The organism is Pseudomonas sp. Q1-7, from assembly GCF_028010285.1.
GTDB lineage: Bacteria > Pseudomonadota > Gammaproteobacteria > Pseudomonadales > Pseudomonadaceae > Metapseudomonas.
On the sequence record NZ_CP116304.1, the window covers coordinates 2,853,347 to 2,874,281 of the forward strand.

Annotated in this window: 24 protein-coding genes; 11 read left to right on the forward strand and 13 right to left on the reverse strand. The window is 67.2% G+C overall.

The window, feature by feature from the left end; translation table 11 throughout:
• Positions 1-82: 82 nt before the first annotated feature.
• From PJW05_RS13065 to PJW05_RS13095, 7 genes are all read right to left on the reverse strand, one after another.
• Positions 83-307, reverse strand: a complete 225-nt coding sequence (locus tag PJW05_RS13065) for a hypothetical protein (protein ID WP_271412119.1) — start codon at positions 305-307, stop codon at positions 83-85.
• A gap of 398 nt (positions 308-705) precedes the next feature.
• The gene (locus PJW05_RS13070) at positions 706-1,029 is read right to left on the reverse strand and encodes a hypothetical protein (protein ID WP_271412120.1); all 324 of its coding nucleotides are present in this window, start codon (positions 1,027-1,029) and stop codon (positions 706-708) included.
• Between the two features lie 176 nt (positions 1,030-1,205).
• Positions 1,206-2,219 (reverse strand): AI-2E family transporter, encoded by a 1,014-nt coding sequence (locus tag PJW05_RS13075; protein ID WP_271412121.1) that lies wholly within the window; start codon positions 2,217-2,219, stop codon positions 1,206-1,208.
• 161 nt (positions 2,220-2,380) lie between these two features.
• Positions 2,381-2,890, reverse strand: a complete 510-nt coding sequence (locus PJW05_RS13080) for a DoxX family protein (RefSeq protein ID WP_271412122.1) — start codon at positions 2,888-2,890, stop codon at positions 2,381-2,383.
• Positions 2,887-3,654, reverse strand: coding sequence for an HvfC/BufC N-terminal domain-containing protein (locus PJW05_RS13085; RefSeq protein WP_271412123.1), 768 nt, complete (start codon positions 3,652-3,654; stop codon positions 2,887-2,889). The genes PJW05_RS13080 and PJW05_RS13085 overlap by 4 nt, the downstream gene beginning before the upstream one ends.
• Positions 3,651-4,520, reverse strand: a complete 870-nt coding sequence (bufB, locus tag PJW05_RS13090; RefSeq protein ID WP_271412124.1) for an MNIO family bufferin maturase — start codon at positions 4,518-4,520, stop codon at positions 3,651-3,653. Before bufB ends, PJW05_RS13085 begins: the two co-directional genes overlap by 4 nt.
• Before the next feature lie 24 nt (positions 4,521-4,544).
• Entirely contained in the window at positions 4,545-4,856 is a 312-nt protein-coding gene (locus PJW05_RS13095) for a BufA1 family periplasmic bufferin-type metallophore (protein ID WP_271412125.1), read from the reverse strand.
• Positions 4,857-5,218: 362 nt separating this feature from the next.
• Between PJW05_RS13095 and PJW05_RS13100 the strand changes: the two genes are divergently transcribed.
• The 4 genes from PJW05_RS13100 (at position 5,219) to PJW05_RS13115 (ending at position 8,156) form a co-directional block, all read left to right on the forward strand.
• Positions 5,219-5,668: a hypothetical protein gene (locus PJW05_RS13100; RefSeq protein WP_271412126.1), complete on the forward strand. Its 450-nt coding sequence runs from the start codon at positions 5,219-5,221 to the stop codon at positions 5,666-5,668.
• A 232-nt stretch (positions 5,669-5,900) separates the two neighbouring features.
• Positions 5,901-7,280: an aldehyde dehydrogenase family protein gene (locus PJW05_RS13105; RefSeq protein ID WP_271412127.1), complete on the forward strand. Its 1,380-nt coding sequence runs from the start codon at positions 5,901-5,903 to the stop codon at positions 7,278-7,280.
• Between the two features lie 210 nt (positions 7,281-7,490).
• Positions 7,491-7,751 carry a hypothetical protein gene (locus PJW05_RS13110; protein WP_271412128.1) on the forward strand — a complete coding sequence of 87 codons (261 nt, stop codon included), beginning with the start codon at positions 7,491-7,493 and terminating at the stop codon, positions 7,749-7,751.
• An 81-nt stretch (positions 7,752-7,832) separates the two neighbouring features.
• Complete coding sequence (locus PJW05_RS13115; RefSeq protein ID WP_271412129.1) at positions 7,833-8,156, forward strand: DUF7709 family protein; 324 nt, start codon at positions 7,833-7,835, stop codon at positions 8,154-8,156.
• Here PJW05_RS13115 and PJW05_RS13120 read toward each other — a convergent pair whose 3' ends face one another.
• Complete coding sequence (locus PJW05_RS13120) at positions 8,157-8,294, reverse strand: hypothetical protein (protein WP_271412130.1); 138 nt, start codon at positions 8,292-8,294, stop codon at positions 8,157-8,159.
• 148 nt (positions 8,295-8,442) lie between these two features.
• Between PJW05_RS13120 and pcaQ the strand changes: the two genes are divergently transcribed.
• From pcaQ to PJW05_RS13140, 4 genes are all read left to right on the forward strand, one after another.
• Complete coding sequence (pcaQ, locus tag PJW05_RS13125) at positions 8,443-9,372, forward strand: pca operon transcription factor PcaQ (RefSeq protein ID WP_271412131.1); 930 nt, start codon at positions 8,443-8,445, stop codon at positions 9,370-9,372.
• Positions 9,373-9,497: 125 nt separating this feature from the next.
• On the forward strand, positions 9,498-10,217 hold the full coding sequence (pcaH, locus tag PJW05_RS13130; RefSeq protein WP_271412132.1) for a protocatechuate 3,4-dioxygenase subunit beta: 720 nt from the start codon (positions 9,498-9,500) through the stop codon (positions 10,215-10,217).
• Between the two features lie 11 nt (positions 10,218-10,228).
• Complete coding sequence (pcaG, locus tag PJW05_RS13135; RefSeq protein WP_271412133.1) at positions 10,229-10,834, forward strand: protocatechuate 3,4-dioxygenase subunit alpha; 606 nt, start codon at positions 10,229-10,231, stop codon at positions 10,832-10,834.
• 173 nt (positions 10,835-11,007) lie between these two features.
• A complete protein-coding gene (locus tag PJW05_RS13140) occupies positions 11,008-11,640 on the forward strand; it encodes a malonic semialdehyde reductase (RefSeq protein WP_271412134.1) in 633 nt (210 codons plus the stop codon).
• A 52-nt stretch (positions 11,641-11,692) separates the two neighbouring features.
• On the opposite strand, the gene PJW05_RS13145 is transcribed toward PJW05_RS13140, so the two are convergent.
• Positions 11,693-12,226 (reverse strand): RrF2 family transcriptional regulator, encoded by a 534-nt coding sequence (locus PJW05_RS13145; protein ID WP_271412135.1) that lies wholly within the window; start codon positions 12,224-12,226, stop codon positions 11,693-11,695.
• Positions 12,227-12,555: 329 nt separating this feature from the next.
• On the opposite strand from PJW05_RS13145, the gene PJW05_RS13150 reads away from it, so the two are divergent.
• Together PJW05_RS13150 and PJW05_RS13155 are read left to right on the forward strand one after the other, a co-directional pair.
• Positions 12,556-13,758, forward strand: a complete 1,203-nt coding sequence (locus PJW05_RS13150) for an NAD(P)/FAD-dependent oxidoreductase (protein ID WP_271412136.1) — start codon at positions 12,556-12,558, stop codon at positions 13,756-13,758.
• 83 nt (positions 13,759-13,841) lie between these two features.
• Complete coding sequence (locus tag PJW05_RS13155; RefSeq protein WP_271412137.1) at positions 13,842-14,072, forward strand: hypothetical protein; 231 nt, start codon at positions 13,842-13,844, stop codon at positions 14,070-14,072.
• 50 nt (positions 14,073-14,122) lie between these two features.
• Here the strand turns inward: PJW05_RS13155 and PJW05_RS13160 are convergent, their stop codons facing one another.
• The 3 genes from PJW05_RS13160 to PJW05_RS13170 all read right to left on the reverse strand — a co-directional run bounded on the left by PJW05_RS13160 (position 14,123) and on the right by PJW05_RS13170 (position 17,878).
• On the reverse strand, positions 14,123-15,301 hold the full coding sequence (locus tag PJW05_RS13160) for an acetyl-CoA C-acetyltransferase (protein WP_271412138.1): 1,179 nt from the start codon (positions 15,299-15,301) through the stop codon (positions 14,123-14,125).
• 143 nt (positions 15,302-15,444) lie between these two features.
• Positions 15,445-17,217, reverse strand: coding sequence for an acyl-CoA dehydrogenase C-terminal domain-containing protein (locus tag PJW05_RS13165; protein WP_271412139.1), 1,773 nt, complete (start codon positions 17,215-17,217; stop codon positions 15,445-15,447).
• Positions 17,189-17,878, reverse strand: coding sequence for a TetR/AcrR family transcriptional regulator (locus tag PJW05_RS13170; protein ID WP_271412140.1), 690 nt, complete (start codon positions 17,876-17,878; stop codon positions 17,189-17,191). Before PJW05_RS13170 ends, PJW05_RS13165 begins: the two co-directional genes overlap by 29 nt.
• A gap of 191 nt (positions 17,879-18,069) precedes the next feature.
• Here PJW05_RS13170 and PJW05_RS13175 point away from each other — a divergent pair, with 191 nt between their 5' ends.
• The gene (locus tag PJW05_RS13175; protein ID WP_271412141.1) at positions 18,070-19,092 is read left to right on the forward strand and encodes an AraC family transcriptional regulator; all 1,023 of its coding nucleotides are present in this window, start codon (positions 18,070-18,072) and stop codon (positions 19,090-19,092) included.
• A gap of 42 nt (positions 19,093-19,134) precedes the next feature.
• On the opposite strand, the gene PJW05_RS13180 is transcribed toward PJW05_RS13175, so the two are convergent.
• The gene (locus tag PJW05_RS13180) at positions 19,135-20,844 is read right to left on the reverse strand and encodes an amidase (RefSeq protein ID WP_271412142.1); all 1,710 of its coding nucleotides are present in this window, start codon (positions 20,842-20,844) and stop codon (positions 19,135-19,137) included.
• Between the last annotated feature and the right edge of the window lie 91 nt (positions 20,845-20,935).

A 20,935-nucleotide genomic window follows, 5' to 3' on the forward strand; every position in this document is an offset into this window, starting at 1 on the left:
TCGGGGAGCCTCGGCTGCAGCTCAAATGCTTATGTGAACAGCATTACCGCATCGGCGGGGCTTTTCACGGGGGGCTGTCTCATCAGCAGGTCAGGGCCTTGTGCGTCCGGTCGATCACATTCTGCAGGTGGTCGGCGTCGCCATAGTGCTCCGGGTACAGGCGCTCGCTGTAGCGGGCGACACCGAACTCGTTGACGACAGTGAAGCTGAAGTTGCCGTTGCGAGCGGCGGTGATATGGCAGGTGAACGGCGCAAATGCGCGGGTCAGGGTGCTGATTGCAGCTTGGGCTTGATGATGGATAGTCATCGTGTTGCTTCCTTCGTATTGCGGCCAATCGGCCGCCAGACAATGGCTCCGAATCCGCCGGGCAAGGTGCCCTGGTCGAATGATCCTTATCGGAGCAAGGGTGCCGGCACTGGGTTCCCCAATGGGAATCTGGCTCTGGCAGCTGGTACATGGGATGCCAGGTGCTGCGCCGGGCAAGGGTCTGGCCTGGCTGGCAGTCCTGGTCAATCTACCGCGGGTTCATGACAGCTTTACTGCGTCGCCGGGTGGCGGGCGGGTGGTCGGTGAATCAGCGGGGGTGGCCGGGTCCCCTTGTGGGGCTGCTCCAGCAGGAGCGGCGGGGATCGGAGGCCGGATTGACTTACAACTTGGTACTAACGGAGGCGACCCTAGAGGATCGCCAAGCAAAAGTCAAGCCATCAATGGCCGGAGGGCAATTGGCTGATGTTGATTTCGGTGACCAGCGAGGTCCGCGCCGGGGGTGTACGGGCGAGCAGCGGGCAGAAGCGATCCAGCGACTGGATCAGGTCCCACTGCAGTTCGAGGTCCTGGCCGAGCCCGGTGACCTTGTCCAGCAGGCCGGCGGAGGCCGCCTGCAGGTTGCTGTCAGTGGAGTTGGCCAGGTGGGCGCTGACCTGCGCCAGCAGCGTGGTGATGGCCGTCATGTTGCGGGTGGTGAGGGCCAGGATATTGGCCAGCAGGGCAATTTCGCTCTGGGCTACGTGTTGGGGCGTCTGATCCATGAATGCTCCGTGAGGGTCGCCAATCCGTATGGCATTGAGCCATTATCGGTTTGAGATGGCCGTCACAGCGTTGGAGTCACGTTCATGGTGCGCCTGGGTGGATTCCTGACCGATGAGTGGGCAGTTACCCATCCTTCCGCTTCTTCCACGGCGCCACGGGGCGCCGGCGGGTATCCCTACACCAGTTCCGCGTGCTTCAGTTCGCTCTTCAGGTAGGCGTAGTAGATGGGGGCGGCCACCAGGCCCTGCAGGCCGAACACCGCTTCGAAGGCCAGCATGGCCAGCAGCAGTTCCCAGGCCTTGGCGCTGATCTGGCCGCCGACGATGCGGGCGTTGAGGAAGTATTCCAGCTTGTGGATGGTGATCAGGTAGCCGAGCGCCACCACTGCCACCCAGAGGGAGACTGAGAAGCCGGCGATGAAGATCAGGGTGTTGGACATCAGGTTGCCGATCACCGGCAGCAGGCCAAGGATGAAGGTCAGCAGGATCAACACCTTGGTCAGCGGCAGGTGAATGTCCAGCAGCGGCAGCACCACGGCGAGGAAAATGCCGGTGAGCGTGGTGTTGAGCAGGGAAATCTTGATCTGTGCGAAGACAATGTTGCGGAAGGCGGTCACCAACAGGGCCAGGCGTTCCAGCAGCAGGCGGCTGAGGGGCTTGAGGGTCTCGAAATTGGGGATCGGCTGCAGCGCAATGATGGCGCCGAGGATCATGCCAATCAGCATGGTCACGAAGGTGTGCGCGGCGCCCTTGCCCAGCAGTTGTAACTGGCCGACATGGGCGCGCAGCCAATCCATCAGTTCGCGGCGCAGTTCATCGGCGTTTTCCGGCAGGTAGTTCTCCACCGAGGCCGGCAACTGTGCGCGCGCCTGTTCGGTGAGGACGATGAACTTCTCCAGCAACTGCCCGGGGTTGTGCACTTCCTGCATGACCACGCCGGTGATCCACACGAAGAACAGCGACAGCAGGCTCACCACCAGGGTGCCCAGCAACGCCACCGCCAGCCAGCGCGCCCGGCGGCCGCCCGGGATCACCGGCTGCAGGCGCGGCGCCAGGGTGATCACCAGCTCGTAGACCAGCAGGCCCGACAGCAGCGAAGGCAGGAGACGGAACGGCAACACCAGCAGGAGGCCGAGGATGACGATGGCCCAGCTGGCCAGGAGCAGTTGGCGATGAGTGAAGGCTTGCATAGGTTCCGAAGACGATGGGCGGCGGCGCAGGGCGGCAGTCTGCCAGTGACGGGCGAGGTCGCACAATCGGCTTCGGTAGGCGGTGTGAAGGGCGGCACCGACTTCCTCGGTTGATCACCTGTCGCCGCGCCCGGCCTCACGGGCGCGGCGGACCATGGCGACTAGCCGTAGCGCCGGGCGATCAGGTGATCGATGGAGAGCACCCCCGGCCCCTGGCTGACCAGCAACAGCAGGCTGGCGGCCCAGACGCCGTGGGTGGGGTAGGCATCGGGGTAGACGAAGGTCTGGATCACCAGGGTCATGCCCAGCAGGGCCAGGGCCGAGAAGCGCGTCGCCAGGCCGAGCAGGATCAGCAGCGGGAAGGCGTGTTCGGCGAAGGCCGCGGCATAGGCGGCGAATTCCGGCGAGAGCAGGGGCAGCTTGTACTCATCGGTGAACAGGGGGATGGCCGAGGCGGACAGCTGTGGCATGCCCAGCTCGAAGCGGCCTTCCACCAGGTCGATGGCCAGGCCTTCCACCTTGGTCTGCCCGGACTTCCAGAAGATCGCGGCAATGGAGAAGCGGGCGACGAAGGCCACCAGGGAGTAGGGAATCCCCTTGCACAGTTCGATGGCCTGGGCGACCAGTTTCAGCGGCAGTTGGCTGTGGCGGATTTGCAGGGTGGGACTCATGGTGTCGGGCTCTCGCTGTGGAAGGTGATGGCGCCGCCCGCAAGCAGGCGCGCGAGGGTGGAACCGAGGTCGAAGTCGGTGTCGAGGGTCAGCGCGGCGCCCGCCGCCGGACCAAGGGCACTGCCGGCGCCCAGGGCGCGGATGAAGGCCGTGGCGCCCTGGCCGATCCGGCTGACTTCCACGTCCAGGCCATTGCGCAGCACCAGCGCGCACTCAGGCAGGCCGGGGTCCACCCGGGCCAGTTCCAGCACGCCCTGATGCGCGGCCCAGAGCGAGACGATGGCGAAGTCGGAGTCGATCACCGTCACCGAAGGGTGCAGCCCGAGGCGCAAGCCAGGCAGGCTGTCCGGGTCCGCAAGGCGGGCGGCCAGGGCACTGCCGTCCAGCGGCGGCAGGTCGGCGGCGTGATAGGCACAGACCCGCGCCCGTTCCAGCCGGGCCACGTCGGCCAGGTAGGGCAGCGTGGCGGCTGGCGGGAAGGCAGCGATGAAATCGGCAAAGCCCTCACCGTAGAGCGCCAACACTGGCGAGCGCGGCGGTTCCGCTCGCACGTACAGGCGCGCCATGCCGTCGAAGAACGCATCGCCCACCAGTTGCCGCGTTACCGGAAAGGTCTCGGCGAGTGCATTGATCAGCGACGCCAGCACATTGTTGCGGTACACCGCGAAGCGCCGTTCCGGGTCGGAGCCATTCCATGCGTGCAGGCCAGAGGGCGCGGGGCGCTCGGGATCGAGCAGGGCCCGGGCGAAATCGCTGCGATTCATGGCGCGGACTCCCGCTGCAGCAGCGCTTCGGCGTGCCCGGCTTCGTGGACCAGGGTCGCCAGTGAGGGAATCTCGTTGTCCCGCTCGATCAGCGTCGGCAGTGGCCCCAGGCGCTCCAGCGTCTCGGCGTAGAGCCCCCAGACGGCGGCATCCACTGCCGAGCCGTGGTGGTCGATCAGCAGGCGCGCGCCAGCGGCGTCGCGGTCCTCGGCGAACCCCGCCAGGTGGATTTCCCCGACCGCGTGCAGGGGCAGCGCCGCCAGGTAGGCGCGGACGTCGCGATTGTGGTTGACGCACGTGACGTAGGCGTTGTTCAGGTCCAGCAGCAGGCCGCAGCCGGTGCGTTTCACCACCTCGGAGATGAACTCGGCTTCGTCCAGGCTGGAGCCGTCGAAGCCCAGGTAGGTGGCCGGGTTCTCCAGCAGCATTCGTCGTCCCAGGTGTTCCTGCACCTGCTCGATGTGCCGGCAGACCCGCGCCAGGTTGGTTTGGTCGTAGGCCAGGGGCAGCAGGTCGTTGAGAAAGTGGTCGCCGTGGGTGGACCAGGCGAGGTGTTCGGAGAAGGACGCCGGCTCATAGCGCGCGATCAGCGCGGCCAGGCGTTTCAGGTGGGCTTCGTCCAGCGGCTGGTCGGCGCCGATGGACAGGCCCACGCCGTGGATGGACAGCGGATAGGCCTCGCGAATGGCGCCCAGGTAATGGTGGAAGGGGCCGCCTTCCACCATGTAGTTCTCGGCGTGGACCTCGAAGAACCCGAGGTCGGGACGGCTGTCGAGCACGTCCCGGTGATGCTGGGACTTGAGCCCGATGCCGGCCCGCGCCGGCAGCTGGCCGGCGGGAGCGCGAAGGCGCGGGGAATGGATCATGGGGGTGCTCCCGCCGGCGTGCCTTCAGCCTTTCTTCTCTTCCTTGAATTCCTGCAACTGGCCATGGCCGGTGGGCGAAGTGGGGGACGCGGTCTTCTCGCAGGTGCCGGCCGGGACGTATTTCCACGCATTGCCCTGGTAGTCCATCTTCGCGGTGCCCGCGCAGGTGGTGCCGGCGCCGGCGGCGCAGTCGTTCTTGCCCTTCATGGCGACGCCGAAGCATTTCTCGTTTTCGGCGGCCTGGGCACCGAGTGGCGCCATGGAAAGGCCAATGGCCGTGCTCAGGGCCAGGGCGAGGCCGGTTGCGGATACGACACTGGCAGTCGGGGTTTTCATGGTTGTTCTCTCCGTTTCCATTGGGTCGGTAAGGGCGAGTTGCCCGAGGGTGGCGGGGCGATCCGGTCGCCGGGGACGTTGTCCCCGCCTTCAGGATAGGAGACGAAGGCATCGGCGGGCTGTTACACGGCGGCGGGAAAATATTCCGCGGAGCGCCGTCGGCCTGGCGCCAATGTCTGCGAGGGTTGCGTTTCGTCGCGTCTCTGGCCCTCCTGTCAAAGCCGCGATGGTGGCGTCTTGACTCCTGTTCCCCGGTTACGAAACTCGGGAGGCGGCATCGGTAAATGTAGCGATGCGTCAGCGCTCAGCCCTGAATCAGCAGTGCGGGCAACGGTGGACGTTGTCGGCGAGGGGAGGCAGTCATGTGCCATTCAGTGGAAGTCAGTGGGCTTTACACCGCCGAAGGGAGCCGGCAACTCATCAATTACCCCGACGCCGATGCGGCCTTGCCCATCCATGATCCGCAGCGCGGCGTGGTGTGGATTCCCTGGGGGCGCCGCAGCCGGGAGCATGGCGAGCTCCCGGCCACTGGCTGGCTGCTGGATGGCGGTACGCTACCCGAGGGTTGGGAGCGCTTCAGCCCGGCCACGGTGCTGGCGCGGGTGGCCCGCTTCATGGAAATGAGTGTCGACGGCGAGGCACACTGGTTCGACGTGGAAGATGGTAAGTCGCTGCAGTGCGTGCTGCTGCGTCACGGCAACGAACAGCGGGTCTATGTGGTGACCACAGAATCGCCGAGCGCCCGGCACAACAGTTGGCCGCTGACCCGCGGGCATCGGAGCCGGGGACGCCTCGCACTGCAACCTGCCTGAGCACAGCGGGGCTTGGCCCGGTGCGCTGCCAGTGGTCGATGAAGTCCCCTCCGGGGCCCTGGAGGGCGCTGCGGGTGGATGGAAAGGCGCCACCCTCCCGCCAGGGATTGGCTTTCTCTTTTCGTGAAGAATTTCTTCTCGATTATTCGTTTTACGTGAATAGGTGCCTGGCTTAACGTCGCCGCCAGATTGATCGCGAGCCTCAGCGGCTCCCACGTACGACGAGGACAATATGACCCAGCCCGCCGCCATCTCCCGAAACCCCGCCACTGGCGAGGAAATCGCCCGCTACCCCTATCAGGATGCCGCCACCCTGGATGCCAGCCTGGCGTCCGCCCAGCGCGGCTTCCAGGCCTGGAGCCAGGCCAGCGTCGCCGAGCGTGGCGCCGTGCTGCTGCGCATGGCCAAGGTCCTGCGGGCCAACGCCGAGGCCATGGCGCGCATGACCACCACGGAAATGGGGATGCCGATCAGCCAGTCCCGTGGTGAGATCGAGAAGTGCGCCAAGCTCTGCGAATGGTACGCCGAGCACGGTCCGGCGATGCTGGACGACGAGCCGACCCTGGTCGAGGACGACAAGGCCGTGGTCGCCTACCTGCCGCTGGGCCCGGTCCTGGCGGTGATGCCCTGGAACTTCCCGGTGTGGCAGGTGATGCGCGGCGCGGTGCCGATCATCTTCGGCGGCAACAGCTATGTGTTGAAACATGCGCCCAACGTCATGGGCTGCGCGCGCCTGCTGGGCGCCGCGTGGGCCGAAGCCGGCCTGCCGGAAGGCGTGTTCGAGGTGATCAACGTCGAGCCGCCGCTGGTGTCCGTGGCCATCGCCGACCCGCGTATTGCCATGGTGGCGGTGACCGGCAGCGTCGGTGCCGGCGCCGCCATCGCCTCCCAGGCCGGTGCCGCGCTGAAGAAGTGCGTACTGGAACTGGGTGGCTCCGACCCCTTCATCGTCCTGGCCGACGCCGACCTGGACGCCGCCGTGAAGGCCGCGGTCGCCAGCCGCTTCAACAACGCCGGCCAGGTCTGCATCGCCGCCAAGCGCATCATCCTCGAAGCCTCCATCGCCGATGCCTTCACCGAGCGCTTCGTGGCGGCGGTCAAGGCCCTGCAGATGGGCGACCCGCAGGCCGACGCCACTTATGTCGGCCCCATGGCCCGCTTCGACCTGCGCGACGAATTGGACGGCCAGGTCCAGGCAACCCTGGCTGAAGGGGCGACCCTGCTGCTGGGCGGCCACAAGCTGGAAGGCGAGGGCAACTACTACGCCCCGACGATCCTGGGGGACGTGACCCCGGACATGACGGCATTCCGCAAGGAAATCTTCGGCCCGGTGGCGGCGCTGATCAAAGCCCGCGATGCCGAGCACGCCGTGGAGCTGGCGAACGACAGTGAGTTCGGCCTGGGAGGCGCGCTGTGGTCCGCCGACCTGGCGAGGGCGCAGAAACTCGCCCGGCGCATCGTCAGCGGCGCAGTGTTCATCAACGGTTTCACCGCGTCCGACCCGCGCGTACCGATCGGTGGCGTGAAGAAGAGCGGCTACGGTCGCGAGCTGTCGCATTTCGGCCTGCGCGAGTTCCTCAATGTGCAGACCATCTGGCGCGACCGTCGTTGACCGGTGAGAGGTGATCGCGAACCGGCCTGGCGGCGGTGACGTCGCCAGGCCGAGGGTGTACCCCCGGTCAGGTGAGAGGTCCCGGCTTGCTGCCTGTGCTATATCCGGGGGGTGAGCAAGGCATGCGCCGACCTTCCGTTGAACTTCCCAGTACGCCCGCGCGGCCTGCTGTGTACCTGGCCCCGGGCCTTCAACAAAGAGGTAGACCCCATGAGTACCCTGCAATGCGTTCACCGCAACCACACCATTGTCGCCGACGTCTTCGAGCATCCGGGCATTCCCACGCCCTGGGCGGCCGGCTGCCACATCGAGGCGCCTGACGGCCAGACCACTCGCCGCATCGCCCTGCCGTTGAAGTACGCCTTCCTCGCCGAACTGGACAAAGCCCAGCAGGCCTCCATCGCCCACGGCAAGTGGCTGGTAGATCAGCACCTGGACAAGGGCCTCGAACTCTTCCAGAAGAGCGCCTGACGCGCGGGGCTGCCCTTGTCTGCCGCCGTTGCGTCCCCATCTAGGTGGGGCGCAACGTCCGCGCGGACAAGGAGCAGACCCATGACCGACTATCAGCACAACCCCGAATTGGCCAGCGTCAACGGCCGCATTCTGGCCGACGGCGAGCACCTGCCGGCCGTGACCCTGAAGGATGGCAGCAAGGTGCAGACCGGCACCGTGGCCGCCATGCTGCAGAACGTCGCACGTTATAACCACGGCGAGCGCGGCGAGGTGGAACGGGCGCTGGAAATGGCCGTGCCGACGCTGGTGAAGGTGGGTTTGTTCGAACTCTTCACCCCGGAAGAGTGGGCTGCCGGCGACAACCCGGGTCGCCGCTTCGTCGGCCTCAAGGCGCGTGACTACCTGGCGGACCGCAACGCCTGATCAGGCTGCATCGTCGCGGCGCTGCTGCTCGCGGGAGATCACCCCGCGGGAGGCCGACGCGCGTTTCGGTCGGGTGGAACTGGTGGGAGAGGCCTGGGTCTCTTCAGCGAAACGGGTTTCGCGGGGAGGAAGCGACATTTCATTTCCGCCCTCGCTGTCAAATCCAGCATCGATGGTGAAGCGAAGGGCACGTTCCCTGCGCGAGCAAGAATTCGCGCCTATGGCATGGCCCTGGCACCGATGCTTGGGCTAGCCTTCGCAGGCCAGCCGTGATCAGGACCCGCCGTTGAACATCGACAACCGCATCAAGTTCCGCCACCTGTTGTGTTTCCTCGAAGTCGCGCGCCAGGGCAGCCTGGCGCGTGCGGCGGACCAACTGGCGGTGAGCCAGCCGGCCATCTCCAAGACACTCAAGGAACTGGAAGAGATCCTCGGCACCAGCCTGTTCGAGCGGGGCAAGGGCGGCGCCAGCCTGACGGAGGCCGGGCTGGCCTTCATGCGCTACGCCGGCCCCTGCGTGCAGGCCCTGCGTGATGGGGTGAACAGCCTGCGCGAGGGCGAATACGCTGCCGGCACCCTGCGCCTCGGCGTGCTGTCCACCGTCGAAGGCCTGCTGGTGCCGGATGTGGTGCGGCGCCTGCACCAGCGGCATCCGTCCCTGGTGGTCAGCGTGCTGACCGGACCAGGCGCCTACCTGCTGTCGCAACTGCGAGTGGGGGAACTGGACCTGGTGGTCGGGCGCATGACCGACAGCCCGGACATCCACGGCCTGACCTTCGAGCACCTGTACAGCGAATCCATGACCCTGGTGGTGCGCGCCGGGCACCCGTTGCTGGCGGAGGGCGCCGATCGCCGCTCCCTGGAGGGTTTTCCGCTGGTCCTGCCACTGGCCGGCACCACCATCCGCAAGCACGCCGACGGCTTGTTCGTGCAAAGCGGCATCAGCCCGCCGCGTCAGCGTCTGGAAACCCTGTCCCTGGCCCTCAGCCGGCGCTATGTGCTGAACGGCGATGCGCTGTGGATCGCACCGCTGGATGCGGTGCGGCTGGACCTGGACCGGGGCGAGCTGGTGGAGCTGGACCTTGGTTTCAAGGAACCTGGTGGCTCCGTGGGCATCTGCCGCAATGCGTCGCTGCCGCTTTCCCTGGCCGCCCAGTGGGCGGTGGAGACCCTGCGCGAAGCCGCCCTGGACTACCGTGAAGGGCGTCTTGCATAACTGACTGGTTATGGATGGTCGGCAGGATTTCAGTTTTCCCCCGCCTTGTGCCGGATGACACTGCGGCCCCGGCCCCTGCCTGTTGCACCGGGCCGCCCGACAACTCCAAGAAAGAGGAAACCGTGATGTCCGATGCGGAAAACAGCCGCTTCGTCATTCGTGACCGAAACTGGCACCCGAAAGCCTTCACGCCTGATTACAAGACGTCCGTCGCGCGCTCCCCGCGCCAGGCGCTGGTGAGCATCCCGCAGTCCATCTCCGAAACCAGCGGCCCGGACTTCTCCCACCTGAAGATGGGCGAGCACGACAACGACCTGCTGCTCAACTTCAGCCACGGCGGGCTGCCCATCGGCGAGCGCATCATCGTTTCCGGCCGGGTCATCGACCAGTACGGCAAGCCGGTTCCCCATACCCTGGTGGAAATGTGGCAAGCCAACGCCGGCGGCCGCTACCGCCACAAGAACGACCGCTACCTGGCGCCGCTGGACCCGAACTTCGGCGGTGTCGGGCGCGCCCTGACCGACAGCGACGGCCACTATTGCTTCCGTACCGTCAAGCCGGGTCCGTACCCCTGGCGCAACGGCCCCAACGACTGGCGCCCGGCGCACATCCACTTCTCCATCAGCGGGCCCTCCATTTCCACCCGACTGATCACCCAGTTGTATTTCGAAGGCGACCCGATGATCCCGCTGTGCCCGATCGTCAAGAGCATTGCCAATCCCGACGCGGTGCAGACCCTGATCGCCCGGCTCGACATGAGCAACGCCATCCCCATGGATTGCCTGGCCTACCGTTTCGACATCGTCCTGCGCGGCCAGCGCAAGACCCACTTCGAGAACCGCTGAGGAGCGCCCGCATGCCCATCGAACTGCTGCCGGAAACCCCCTCGCAGACCGCCGGCCCCTACGTCCACATTGGCCTGGCCCTGGAGGCCGCCGGCAACCCCACCCGTGACCAGGAAATCTGGAACCGCATGGCCCGCGCCGATGCGCCGGGCGAGCACATCCTGCTGATCGGGCACGTCTACGACGGCAACGGCCACCTGGTGCGCGACTCGTTCCTGGAGTTCTGGCAAGCCAACCACGAAGGCGTCTACGACAGCGACTTCGACCTGGAAAAGCCCTTCAACGGCTTCGGTCGCACCGCCACCACCTTCGACGCCGGCGAGTGGACCCTGCACACGGTGAAGCCCGGTGTGGTGAAGAACGCCGCCGGCGTGCCCATGGCTCCGCACATCAACCTGTCGCTGTTCGCCCGGGGCATCAATATTCACCTGCAGACGCGCATCTACTTCGAGGACGAAGCCGCCGCCAATGCCGCCGACCCGGTGCTCAACCTGATCGAACAGCCGCAGCGCCGTGAAACCCTGGTGGCGCGGTGCTGCGAGGTGGACGGCAAGCGGGCCTACCGCTTCGATATCCGCCTCCAGGGGGAAGGGGAGACGGTGTTCTTTGACTTCTAGGGGCGCGCCCTGACACGCGGACCGAGGCCGTCGGTCCGCGTGTCTGCAACCATCAGCCGCATCCGCGACTTCATGGGCGAGGTGTTTCCGTGCCCGACGGGACTGTCGCGCTGACTATCCTCTAAGGGGTGCCGCACGGCCGTGCGACCCCACCCGAACAGGAGGAGGCGATGATGAGCAAGCGATTGAGCGAGGAGGGCATGGACCTGTTGTTCCGTCAGGCCCGCACCTACAGCGCCTGGCTGGAAAAACCGGTCAGCGACGACACCCTGCGCCAGCTCTACGACCTGATGAAGTGGGGCCCCACCAGCGCCAACTGTTGTCCGGCGCGCATTCTGTTCCTGCGCACGGAGGAGGCCAAGCGGAGACTCCTGCCCGCGCTGGCCCCCGGCAACGTGGACAAGACCATGGCGGCGCCGGTTACGGCCGTCATTGCCTATGACGTGAAGTTCTACGAACAGTTGCCCAAGCTCTACCCGCATACCGACGCCCGCGCCTGGTTCGCCGATACCCCGGAGCTCGCGGGCGTCACCGCCCGGCGCAACAGCTCGCTGCAGGGGGCCTATTTCATGCTCGCGGCGCGGGCGCTGGGGCTGGACTGCGGCCCCATGTCCGGCTTCGACAACGCGATGGTCGACCATGAGTTCTTCCCGGCCGACGGGCAGGACGATGCCTTCCAGCTGGAACATTTCCCGGACAGCCACGTAAAGACCAACTTCCTCTGCAACCTGGGTTATGGCGATCCGTCCAGGCTGCATCCGCGTTCGCCTCGCCTGGAATTCGACGAGGTGTGCAAGCTGCTCTAGGGCGACCCGGTGCCGCTTTGTGGGGCGCGCTCGATCGCGAGTGAACTCGCCCCTACAGCGGCCCCACTTCCACCTTGCCGTCGTGGCGTTCGTTCATCCAGCGCAGGACCTGCTCGCCGAACTCCGCCGGCGCCTTGCGTGCGACCCGGCGTATCAGGTCGAGCACCGTGGTCTGGGCCAGCGCCTCTTCCATGCGCTGCTGCGCCTGCATCATCACCGCGTGGATGGAGCAGGGGCCGGCCTGGGCCCAATCCGGTGTCGGGCAGCCATCGCTGAACAGGGCGCAGCGTTCACGCACGTCACGGCATTCGAATATCTGCTTGTCGCCATCGATGGCGCGAACGATATCCAGCACCGTGATCTCGTCGGCCGGCCGCGCCAGGCGGAAGCCGCCGCGCACGCCCTCGGTGGCCGCCACCAGGCCGGCCTTGGCCAGGCGCGTGAACACCTTGGCCAGCAGTTCCGGGGGGACGCCCTGCAGTTCCGCCAGGCTGCGCACGCTGGCTTCGCGGCCGTCGCCTTTCTCGTCTGCCAGGTAGAGGAGGCAATGGATGCCGTATTCCACTCCCGCGCTATACAAAGCCATTTATAACTCCGACTAATGTGGTCGCCACTTAAGGGGCATTTCTCCGGTGCTCTCCGGCGATTTCGGCTGCCTTGTGCATGCCTTCTTTCACTCTGCATGCTCTCATGCTAAGGGATTTAAGGCAAAAGACCCAGATTTCTTGCGGCTCGGAGGAAATGATGGCGACGAGCGGCAGGCGTGGGCAAGAAAAAAAGCTTGTGGAAATTAACTACGACAAATACAGTCGCAGTTAGCCGGTGTGGTGCGAAACGCGAACCTCACAGCCCGGCATGACGATGTCGGGCGCCTCGGCCCGCTACAGCCTCACTTTTCGCTTTGTGGAGAACGATATGAAACAACGCATCCTGATCGTCGGCGCCGGTTTCGGTGGCATGTGGAGCGCCCTGAGCGCCACTCGACTGCTGGACCAGCATGGCCGCGACGACGTCGAGGTGGTGGTCCTGGCGCCCCAGGCCGAGCTGCGCGTACGCCCGCGCTTCTATGAGCCGGAGGTGCACAAGATGGTGGCGCCGCTGGGCGAACTGTTCGACGCAGTGGGTGTGACTTTCGTGAAAGGCTTCGCCGAACGCATCGATGCCGAGGGCAAGCGCGTGGGTTACCGCACCATCGATGGCCAGTTCGCCGAGCTGGGCTATGACCGCCTTGTGCTGGCTACCGGCAGCCAGGTGGTACGTCCGGCGCTGGCCGGCGTCGAACACGCCTTCGATGTGGACCAGCTGGAAGAAGCCGTGCGCCTGGAGCGCCACATCCAGTCCCTGGCGCAGCGCCCGGCTTCGGCCAGCCGTAACACGGTGGTGGTGGCCGGCGGTGGCTTCACCGGCATCGAAACCGCTGCCGAAATGCCCGCCCGCCTGCGTGCGGTATTGGGCGCGGACGCCGAGGTGCGGGTGATAGTCGTCGACCGGGGCAACCAGATCGGCGCCGCCCTGGGCGAAGGTCCGCGCGTGGCCATCGCCGAAGCCTCCGCCGAACTGGGGGTGGAATGGTGCCTGAACAACGCGGTGGTCTCGGTGGACGCCAGCGGCGTGACCCTGTCCAGCGGTGAGCGCATCGAGGCAGACACAGTGATCTGGACCGTCGGCGTGCGCGCCAGCTCGCTGACCGAACAGGTCGCCGGCGAGCGCGATGCCCAGGGGCGCCTGCATGTGGATGCCAACCTGCAGGTGCCGGGGCATGACGGGGTGTTCGCCACGGGCGACGTCGCGCGCGCCGCGTGCGATGACCAGGGCAACCACGCGCTGATGTCCTGCCAGCACGCCATCGCCCTGGGTCGTTCTGCCGGCAACAACGTGGCGGCGAGCCTGCTGGGTGTGGCGCCGATTCCCTACAGCCAGCCCAAGTACGTCACCTGCCTGGACCTGGGGGCCTGGGGCGCGGTGTTCACCGAAGGCTGGGACCGCCAGATCAAGTTCGAGCGTCAGGAAGGCAAATCCATCAAGCAGCAGATCAACTCGGTGTGGATCTACCCGCCGGCGGCCGACCGCGCCACCGCGCTGGCCGCGGCCGATCCGCTGATCCCGGTCGTGGCCTGACCCACGCCCGCGGCCACAAACTGCCTGTGCCGCCCGTCCCGCGACGGCGCGGCCAGACGTCGAGCGACGCACCGGAGCCTGTCATGAACCAGACCGTCCTGATCAGCACGCGCCCCTTGGACTTCTCAATCCTCCAGCGCTTCATGGCCAGCTGCCTGCCGGCAGACGCCTGGGCCCTGCGCCCGGAATCGGGCGAGGGCCGCGCCTGGAATCTCCAGCTTTCCATTCACCCTTGCTCCGAGCCGGTCCGGCAGATGCTCTGCGCCATCCTGAATCACGGTTGGCTCCAGGGCCTGGAGTTCGGCAGCGCCTGAGGCGCCGGCTTTCACAGACTCCGCCGCCGGGTTGAAATTGACCGGGCCGATCAGCGCTCGATGGCCAGGGCCACGCCCATGCCGCCGCCGATGCACAGGGTTGCCAGACCCTTCTTCGCATCGCGCTTGATCATTTCGTGCAGCAGGGTCACCAGCACGCGGCAGCCGGAGGCGCCGATGGGGTGGCCGAGGGCGATGGCGCCGCCGTTGACGTTGACCTTGGCCATGTCCCAGCCCAGCTCCTGGCCCACCGACAGCGACTGCGCGGCGAAGGCTTCGTTGGCTTCGATCAGGTCCAGTTCGTCCAGGCTCCAGCCGGCCTTCTCCAGGCAGCGGCGGGTAGCGCCGACCGGGCCGATGCCCATGATCGCCGGGTCGACGCCGGCATTGGCGTAGCCCTTGATCCGCGCCAGCACCGGCAGGCCCAGGGCCTCGGCCTTGTTGGCGCTCATCAGGACCACGGCGGCGGCGCCGTCGTTGAGGCTGGAGGCGTTGCCGGCGGTGACGCTGCCGTCCTTCTTGAACGCCGGCTTGAGCTTGGCCAGGGACTCGGCGGTGGTGCCGGCGCGCGGGCCTTCGTCGGTGGCGAAGGCGACCGGGTCGCCCTTGCGCTGGGGAATCAGGATCGGGGTGATCTCGTCCTTGAAGCGGCCGGCTTCGATGGCGGCGACGGCCTTCTGTTGTGAGGCGGCGGCGAAGGCGTCCTGGGCTTCGCGGCTGATGCCGTACTTGTCCACCAGGTTCTCGGCGGTGACGCCCATGTGGTAGTGGTTGAAGGCGTCGGTCAAGCCGTCGTGGATCAGGCTGTCCAGGGCCTGGGCATGGCCCATGCGCAGGCCGGTGCGGGCGGCCGGAAGGACGTAGGGCGCCAGGCTCATGCTTTCCTGGCCGCCGGCGATGACCACTTCGGCGTCGCCGCAGCGGATCGCCTGGATGCCCAGGTGCAGGGCCTTGAGGCCGGAGCCGCAGAGCTTGTTCAGGGTCATGGCCGGCACCGCGTGGGGCAGGCCGGCGAGGACGGCGGCCTGGCGCGCGGGGTTCTGGCCGGCGCCGGCGGTGAGCACCTGGCCGAGGATGACTTCATCCACCTGCTCGCCCTTGAGGCCGGTCTGCGCCAGCAACTGGCGGATCACCGCGGCGCCCAGTTCGTGGGCCGGGATGTTGGCCAGGGCGCCCTGGAAGCTGCCGATGGCGGTGCGGGTGGCGGCGACGATGACGACGTCTTGCATGTTGGAACTCCTGAAAATCGCAGGTGGGTGCGGGCGGCGGACTGCCTGAGCGAAGCGCAGCCCAAGGAGGCGGACCATCCTGCGGAGCGAAGTGGAAAAAGGCGCGGCCCGAAACCAGCAGGGCCGCGCGTCACGCTAAAGCCTCAGAACTGCTCGGCGCTGAGCCCGAAGAGGGCGTCGCTGCCAGCGCGGATGCTGGCTTCCAGACCCAGGATGCGAGGCAGCAGGCGGCGGAAGAAGAACTCCGCGGTGGCCAGCTTGCCGGTGTAGAAGGCTTCGTCCTCGCTGCGGCGAGCCTGCGCCGCCTGGGCCATGCGCGCCCACATCCAGGCATAGGCCACGTGGCCGAAGAGCTGCAGGTATTCCACTGAGGCGGCCCCCACTTCATTGGGGTTCTGGGTGGCGCGGGCCAGCAGCCATTCGCTGGTGCTCTGCAGGCGTTGCACGGCCTCCAGCAGTTCGGTGGCGTAGGGCGCGCCGGGTTGGCTGGCGAAGGCGCGGACCTCGGCGCAGAACAGTTTGAGCGCGGCGCCGCCGTTGGCCACCACCTTGCGGCCCAGCAGGTCGAGGGCCTGGATGCCGTTGGTGCCTTCGTAGATCTGCGCGATGCGCACGTCGCGCACCAGTTGCTCCTGGCCCCATTCGCGAATGTAGCCGTGGCCGCCGAACACCTGCTGGCCATGCACGCAGCTGTCCAGTCCGGTGTCAGTGAAGAAGGCCTTGGCCACCGGCGTGAGCAGGGCCACCAGGGCCTCGGCGCGCTGGCGTTCATCGGTGTCTTCGGCGTACTTGGCCAGGTCCAGCTGCTGGCCGACGTAGCAGGCGAAGGCGCGGCCACCCTCGGTCATGGCCTTCATGCTGAGCAGCATGCGGCGCACGTCCGGGTGGACGATGATCGGGTCGGCGGCCTTGTCCTGGGCCACCGGGCCGGTCGGCGCGCGGCTCTGGATGCGCTCGCGGGCGTAGGCCACGGCGTTCTGGTAGGACGCGTCGGCGCAGCCGATGCCCTGGAGGCCGATGGACAGGCGCTCGTAGTTCATCATGGTGAACATGGCGGCCAGGCCCTTGTTGGCTTCGCCGATCAGGTAGCCGATGGCGCCGTCGAAGTTCATTACGCAGGTGGCCGAGGCCTTGATGCCCATCTTGTGTTCGATGGAGCCGCAGGACACGGCGTTCTTCTCGCCCAGGGAACCGTCGGCGTTCACCATCACCTTGGGCACCAGGAACAGCGAAATTCCCTTCGGGCCGGCCGGCGCGTCCGGCAGCTTGGCCAGCACCAGGTGGATGATGTTCTCGGTCAGGTCCTGCTCGCCGCCGGTGATGAAGATCTTGGTGCCGCTGATCGCGTAGCTGCCATCGGCCTGGGGTTCGGCCTTGGTGCGAATGATGCCGAGGTCGGTGCCGGCATGGGGTTCGGTCAGGCACATGGAGCCGGCCCAGCGGCCTTCGTACAGCGCCGGCAGGTAGGTGGTCTTGAGTTCCTCACTGGCATGGGCGTCGATGGCCAGGCAGGCGCCGGAGGACAGCGCGGAGTACAGGGCGAAGCTGGCGTTGGCGGCGTAGAGCATTTCCTCGAACTGCACGGCGAGCATCTTCGGCATGCCCATGCCGGCGTAGTCCGGGTTGCCGGAAAGCCCCACCCAGCCGCCTTCGATATAGGTGGCGTAGGCCTCCTTGAAGCCGGCCGGCGTGCTCACCAGGCCATCGCGCCACTGCGCGCCTTCCTCGTCGCCGCTGCGATTGAGCGGGGCTATCAGCTGGCCGGTGACCTTGGCCGCTTCTTCCAGGATGGCATCGGCGGTGTCGGCGTCCACCCGCTCGGCCAGGGCCGGCAGGCGCGCCCAGAGGGCCGGGGCCTGGAAGACTTCATGGAGGACGAAGCGCAGGTCACGAAGCGGAGCGGAGTACTGGGGCATGGGCGTTACCTTGGGTTGAGACGGGGGAAGCGGTTTTCAGGAAGCTGACCAACTGGGAGACGGCGCCGAGGATCAGGCTTTCGAGGAAGGCCGAGCGCTCGGCCTCGGCCAGCCCGGCGTGCTCCAGCCAGTTGGGTATCTGCTGGAAAATGTTCAAGAGGGCATCTCCGGCGGCCTTGCGGCTGCTGGGGGACAGGTGCAGGCCCTTGCCCACCTGGCGCAGCCAGCGCTCCTGGCAGAGCAGTTCCAGTTCGGCGATGCGTTGCTGGTGGGCGGGGGTGAGGCAGTGGCGTTCCTTGGCGGCGAGGCGGAAGCGCAGCGGCTGCTGGCGGTGCAACTCGATCAGCGCCGCGGCCAGGTCGCGCAGTTGCTCGGCGCACGGCTTGCCGGGAGTGACGCGGGACGACACCGCGAGCAGCCCCTCGTAATACTCCTCGATGAATTCGAACAGGAGTTCTTCCTTACTGCTGCAGTGGTGATACAGCGAGCCCGCGGTCAGTTCGAGGTGGGCCGCCAGCTCGCGCAGGCTGACCTGGCCGAAGCCCTTGCAGGCGAAAAGCGCCAGGGCCTTTTCCCGGTTGCGCTCGAAACGCGACGCCGCCGGACCTTCGCGGCGGGCGCAGGGCGAGGCGCCGGCGCTTGCTGTCTGTGTAAAACCCACTTTTCCTCCTGGTCCGCGGACCGACCCGATCTAGAACAGCTTCGAGTCTAGGCACGAAAGGCGCATCGGCCTATGCCCAAAGTGCGCGACCCGGCCTGAACATTTTTGCCACACGCACGCTGTCTGGCGGGAGCCGCGCCCACTATGATTGGCGGACTTTACGCCGGAGCGACGGAGCAACGAGGGGCACGATGCGGGAACAGGATTCGGTGGCGGCGTACCTCGTGCAGGTGGCCCTGCACAGGCTGGAGGACGAGCCCGCGCGCAAGAAGGCGGTGCTCGACGAGGCCGGTATCGACCCGCGCACGCTGGAGATCGTCGATGCGCGCCTGCCCGCAACGGCCGTCAACCGGTTCTGGCTGGCGATGGTGCGCGAGCTGGATGATGAGTTCTTCGGCTTCGATTCACACGGCCTGCCGCGCGGCAGCTTCGCGCTGATCTGCCGGGGCCTGATCCAGGAACCGACGCTCGGCAAGGCCTTGCGCCAGTGCCTGACCTACCTGGGGCTGTTCATCCATGACATCCGCGCGCACCTGGAGGTGCGGGGCGGCCGGGCGGTGGTCAGCCTGCGCACCTCGATGGACAACCAGGCCATTCGCGGCGGCGCGGAGGAGATCTACCTCAATATCGTGCTCGGGGTGCTGTGCTGGCTGGTGGGCCGGCGGATTCCCCTGGACAGCACGCGCTTCAGCCATCCGCGCCCGGCCCATCGTTCCGATCCGCTGTTGTGGGGCCCGCTGCTGGAGTTCGACGCCGCCTGCACCGAAGTGGCCTTCGACGCCAGCTACCTGGCGCTGCCGGTGGTGCAGGATCTGGCCGCGCTCAAACACTTCCTGCGCACATCGCCGCAATGGCTGATCGTGCGCATCCGCAACGAGGAAAGTCTGGCTGCGCGCGTGTTCCGGCGCCTGCGCCAGCAGGAGGACCATGTCCCGCCGACCCTGGTGGCCCTGGCCGAGGAATTGGGGATGAGTGCTGCCGGTTTCCGTCGCCAACTGGAGCGGGAAGGCTTCAGCTACCAGGAAATCAAACACGAAGTGCGGCGTTCGGTGGCGTTCGAGCTGCTCCGGGGCGACCGTTACAGCATCGGCGAAATCGCCATCAAGGCCGGTTTCCAGGAACCCAGTGCCTTCCACCGGGCCTTTCGCAGCTGGACCGGGGAAAGTCCGGGGCATTTCCGCAAGCGGGTGCAGCAGGCGCCCGCCGACGACTGAGCGGAACCGGGCCCGCGCGGCCCGGTTTCGCCCGTGGCGGGTTCAGCCGCGCGACAGGGGCGGGGTGCGCGGCGGGATCAGCCGCTTCGAACCGGTGGACTCGAACGCCGCCGCGAAACGCAGAAGCGCCGAATCGTCGTAGGCGCGGCCGGCGAAGGTCAGGCCCACAGGCATGCCGATATCCGCCATCACACCCATCGGCACCGTGACCGTCGGAACCCCGAGGTGCCGGATGGCGAGGTTGCCGTTGGCCACCCAGACGCCGTTGCTCCAGGCGATATCCGCCGACGCCGGGTTCACATCGGCGTCCGCCGGGCCGACATCGGCCACGGTCGGGAACAGCACCGCGTCCAGGCCCAGGCGGTCCATCCATTCCTCCAGGTCGATGCGCCGGGTTTCTTCCAGGCCCCGCAGGCCGTCGGGGAGGGTGGGGATCTGCTCCCAGGACTTGATGCCGCGCTCGGCCATCCGCACGTATTCATCCATGCCGGCGGCCAGGTCGCCTTCGCGGTTGGGCAGGGTGCCCGGGTCGTGGGGGAATATCTGCGGGCCGTCCACATCCACCAGACGGTTCAGCCTGGGGTCGCCGTTGGCGCGGAGGAAGTCGTCGAAGCCCCAGGCCGACAGGTCCCAGAGCTCGTCGTGGAGGAACTCCTTGGAGACCAGGCCACGATTGAACACGGTGGGCGCGCCGGGGCGGTCACCCTCGCAGTTGGAGACCAGCGGGAAGTCCACTTCGACCACCTCGGCGCCAGCGGCTTCCAGCGCCTTGCGCGCATCTTCCCAGAGGGCGATCACCGAGGGGCGGGTGTCGATGCGTTGCCCGGTCGGGCCGCCGATGCCGGGGTGCTCGCTGGTGCCCATCTCCGGGTCCTGGTTGATGAACATGCGCGGCACACCGAAACGCTTGCCGGCCAGCGCGTCGGCCTTGGCCGCCAGTTCCAGGTAGGATGCCGGGCGCACCGACGCGACGCTGGGGATGGGCACCCAGGGCTGCAGGCGCCACAGGTCGCCGCGCGTGTCCGGGTCCTCGGCCACCACCACGTCCAGCACTTCCAGCAGGTCGGCCATGGTGCGGGCGTAGGGCACCACGACGTCCATGGTGGGCGTCAGCGGCCAGTTGCCGCGCACCGAGATCACCCCGCGCGACGGGGTGTAGGCGCACAGGCCGTTGTTGGACGCCGGGCCCCGGCCGCTCGACCAGGTTTCCTCGGCCAGGCCGAATGCCGAGAAGCTGGCCGCCGTGGCCGTACCGGCGCCGTTGGACGATCCCGAGGCGAAGGGCGCGGTGAGGTAGTTCGCGTTGTAGGGGCTCTCGGCGCGGCCGTACACGCCGCGCTGCATGCCGCCATTGGCCATGGGCGGCATGTTGGTCTTGCCCAGGCAGATGGCGCCGGCGGCGCGCAGCCGCTCGATGGTGAAGGCGTCGCGCTGGGCGACCAGGTCCTTGAAGGCCGGGCTGCCGGAGGCGGCGGTGAGGCCCTTGACCAGGTAGCTGTCCTTGGCGGTGTAGGGAATGCCGTCGAGCGGGCCCAGGGTTTCGCCCCGCGCCCGGCGGGCGTCGGACGCTGCCGCTTCCTTGAGCGCATCGGGGTTGCGCACCACCAGCGCATTGAGGGCGGTGGGCGTGTCGGGCCCGTCGTAGGCGTCGATCCGCGCCAGGTAGGCCTGCACCAGCTCGACCGCCGTGGTGCGACCGGATTCCAGCGCGGCGCGCAGTTGGGCAATGGAAACCTCGGTCACCTCGATCATGCTGTCACCGCCGGCTGCTGGTGGATGGCTGCGGCGCACCGGGCGCCGGATGTCTCAAGATCGGCTCTCATGGGGTTCCTCGTTTCATGGC

What these genes read in the sequence shown, in the direction of transcription:
- PJW05_RS13175 (WP_271412141.1), top strand. Translation starts at nt 18,070, where the DNA reads ATGCGGGAACAGGATTCGGTGGCGGCGTACCTCGTGCAGGTGGCCCTG.
- PJW05_RS13075 (WP_271412121.1), bottom strand. Translation starts at nt 2,219, where the DNA reads ATGCAAGCCTTCACTCATCGCCAACTGCTCCTGGCCAGCTGGGCCATC.
- PJW05_RS13080 (WP_271412122.1), bottom strand. Translation starts at nt 2,890, where the DNA reads ATGAGTCCCACCCTGCAAATCCGCCACAGCCAACTGCCGCTGAAACTG.
- pcaG (WP_271412133.1), top strand. Translation starts at nt 10,229, where the DNA reads ATGCCCATCGAACTGCTGCCGGAAACCCCCTCGCAGACCGCCGGCCCC.
- PJW05_RS13095 (WP_271412125.1), bottom strand. Translation starts at nt 4,856, where the DNA reads ATGAAAACCCCGACTGCCAGTGTCGTATCCGCAACCGGCCTCGCCCTG.
- PJW05_RS13120 (WP_271412130.1), bottom strand. Translation starts at nt 8,294, where the DNA reads ATGTCGCTTCCTCCCCGCGAAACCCGTTTCGCTGAAGAGACCCAGGCC.
- PJW05_RS13180 (WP_271412142.1), bottom strand. Translation starts at nt 20,844, where the DNA reads ATGATCGAGGTGACCGAGGTTTCCATTGCCCAACTGCGCGCCGCGCTG.
- PJW05_RS13165 (WP_271412139.1), bottom strand. Translation starts at nt 17,217, where the DNA reads ATGCCCCAGTACTCCGCTCCGCTTCGTGACCTGCGCTTCGTCCTCCAT.
- PJW05_RS13160 (WP_271412138.1), bottom strand. Translation starts at nt 15,301, where the DNA reads ATGCAAGACGTCGTCATCGTCGCCGCCACCCGCACCGCCATCGGCAGC.
- PJW05_RS13145 (WP_271412135.1), bottom strand. Translation starts at nt 12,226, where the DNA reads ATGGCTTTGTATAGCGCGGGAGTGGAATACGGCATCCATTGCCTCCTC.
- PJW05_RS13155 (WP_271412137.1), top strand. Translation starts at nt 13,842, where the DNA reads ATGAACCAGACCGTCCTGATCAGCACGCGCCCCTTGGACTTCTCAATC.
- pcaH (WP_271412132.1), top strand. Translation starts at nt 9,498, where the DNA reads ATGTCCGATGCGGAAAACAGCCGCTTCGTCATTCGTGACCGAAACTGG.
- PJW05_RS13110 (WP_271412128.1), top strand. Translation starts at nt 7,491, where the DNA reads ATGAGTACCCTGCAATGCGTTCACCGCAACCACACCATTGTCGCCGAC.
- PJW05_RS13105 (WP_271412127.1), top strand. Translation starts at nt 5,901, where the DNA reads ATGACCCAGCCCGCCGCCATCTCCCGAAACCCCGCCACTGGCGAGGAA.
- PJW05_RS13140 (WP_271412134.1), top strand. Translation starts at nt 11,008, where the DNA reads ATGAGCAAGCGATTGAGCGAGGAGGGCATGGACCTGTTGTTCCGTCAG.
- PJW05_RS13070 (WP_271412120.1), bottom strand. Translation starts at nt 1,029, where the DNA reads ATGGATCAGACGCCCCAACACGTAGCCCAGAGCGAAATTGCCCTGCTG.
- PJW05_RS13150 (WP_271412136.1), top strand. Translation starts at nt 12,556, where the DNA reads ATGAAACAACGCATCCTGATCGTCGGCGCCGGTTTCGGTGGCATGTGG.
- PJW05_RS13100 (WP_271412126.1), top strand. Translation starts at nt 5,219, where the DNA reads ATGTGCCATTCAGTGGAAGTCAGTGGGCTTTACACCGCCGAAGGGAGC.
- bufB (WP_271412124.1), bottom strand. Translation starts at nt 4,520, where the DNA reads ATGATCCATTCCCCGCGCCTTCGCGCTCCCGCCGGCCAGCTGCCGGCG.
- PJW05_RS13115 (WP_271412129.1), top strand. Translation starts at nt 7,833, where the DNA reads ATGACCGACTATCAGCACAACCCCGAATTGGCCAGCGTCAACGGCCGC.
- PJW05_RS13085 (WP_271412123.1), bottom strand. Translation starts at nt 3,654, where the DNA reads ATGAATCGCAGCGATTTCGCCCGGGCCCTGCTCGATCCCGAGCGCCCC.
- PJW05_RS13065 (WP_271412119.1), bottom strand. Translation starts at nt 307, where the DNA reads ATGACTATCCATCATCAAGCCCAAGCTGCAATCAGCACCCTGACCCGC.